This is a genomic window from Acidiphilium sp. AL (assembly GCF_025499445.1).
Classification (GTDB): Bacteria; Pseudomonadota; Alphaproteobacteria; order Acetobacterales; family Acetobacteraceae; genus Acidiphilium; species Acidiphilium iwatense.
Genome location: NZ_JAIMBZ010000122.1, coordinates 1 through 1,220 on the forward strand (window position 1 = coordinate 1; position 1,220 = coordinate 1,220).

The window sequence follows — 1,220 nt, forward strand, 5'->3', positions numbered from 1 at the left end:
TGATCCTTGCCATGCTCCAGCACCATCCGCACCGCGCGTTCGCGGACCTCAGGTGAATATCTGTTCGATGTCTTCCGCTTTTCCATTGCTCCATCCTACTCAAGAGTTGGAGCCTCCAGGATTCCCGGCGCGGTTCACCATCCGCTTTCTCGCGTTGACGGCGGTTCGGCCCGGAGAACTGCGCGGCGCACGATGGGACGAATTCGAAGGGCTCCACGAAGCCGCGCCTGTCTGGCTGATCCCGGCCGAGCGGATGAAGATGAAGCGCCCCCATGCGGTTCCCCTCGCGCGCCAGGCTGTCGAAGTGATCGAAGCCGTGCGGTCGCTTACCGGGCGGCTGCCTTTCGTCTTTCCGAACGGCAGAAGCGGCCACAAGCCAATGTCTGAGAATGCGATGGGGTATTTGCTCAACCGAGCGGGGTATCACCACCGGCACGTGCCCCATGGATGGCGCGCGGCGTTCAAGTAGCGCGAGGGCCGCAGCACCGAGGCAGACATAGGCGGAGAGGCGCAGTGCATCGTCGAGGCTCCAGGTTTCCGCCTGGATGTGCAGCATGTGGGCGAGCATTGTTCTTGAGCCATCTTTCGATAGGCCGGCGGTCTGCATTCGCGTCGTCCATGCATGCACCGCATCCCGCGGTGGCTTTGCTACTGAATTTTGGCCCAGCGGTGATGGCGAATTTTGGCCCACCCCCGTCATTCAACCTACGGTCCGCTCGGCACGATCGGGGGGCCACGCGTGGATTGGAAAGCCAAAGTGGAATTATTCGAGCAGCTCCGTCGGGAGCATGAGTTTGGGATCGGCACGGTTGCCGGTGTAGCGGCAAAATTTGGGGTTCATCGGCGGATGGTTCGCCAGGCGCTGGCGGGCGCGTTGCCGCCTGTGCATCAGTATCCGTCACGGGTGAAGCCGAAGCTGGATGGGGTGGTGGCGTTCATTGATGGTGTTCTGGAGGCGGATCGGCGGGCACCGCGCAAGCAGCGGCATACGGCGCGGCGGATTTACCGGCGGATTCTGATTGAGTTTCCGGGCGCTTCGGTCGCGGAATCGACGGTGCGCAACCATGTGCGCGAGCGCAAGCGCCAGATGGGACTGGTGCGGCGCGAGACCTTCGTGCCCCAAACTTATGCGCTCGGCCAGGAGGCGCAGGTCGATTGGTACGAAGCCTGGGTCGATTTCGACGGCGAGCGGACCAAGGTCCAGGTGTTCGCGATGCGCT

General features: G+C 62.9%; 1 protein-coding gene and 1 pseudogene. Both read left to right on the forward strand.

The annotated features are described in order from the left end of the window. The first annotated feature begins 67 nt into the window (after positions 1 to 67). On the forward strand, positions 68 to 469 hold the full coding sequence (locus AiwAL_RS20230) for a tyrosine-type recombinase/integrase (protein WP_316044813.1): 402 nt from the start codon (positions 68 to 70) through the stop codon (positions 467 to 469). Positions 470 to 757: 288 nt separating this feature from the next. After that, a pseudogene (locus AiwAL_RS20235) lies at positions 758 to 1,220 on the forward strand (IS21 family transposase); the annotation flags it as partial.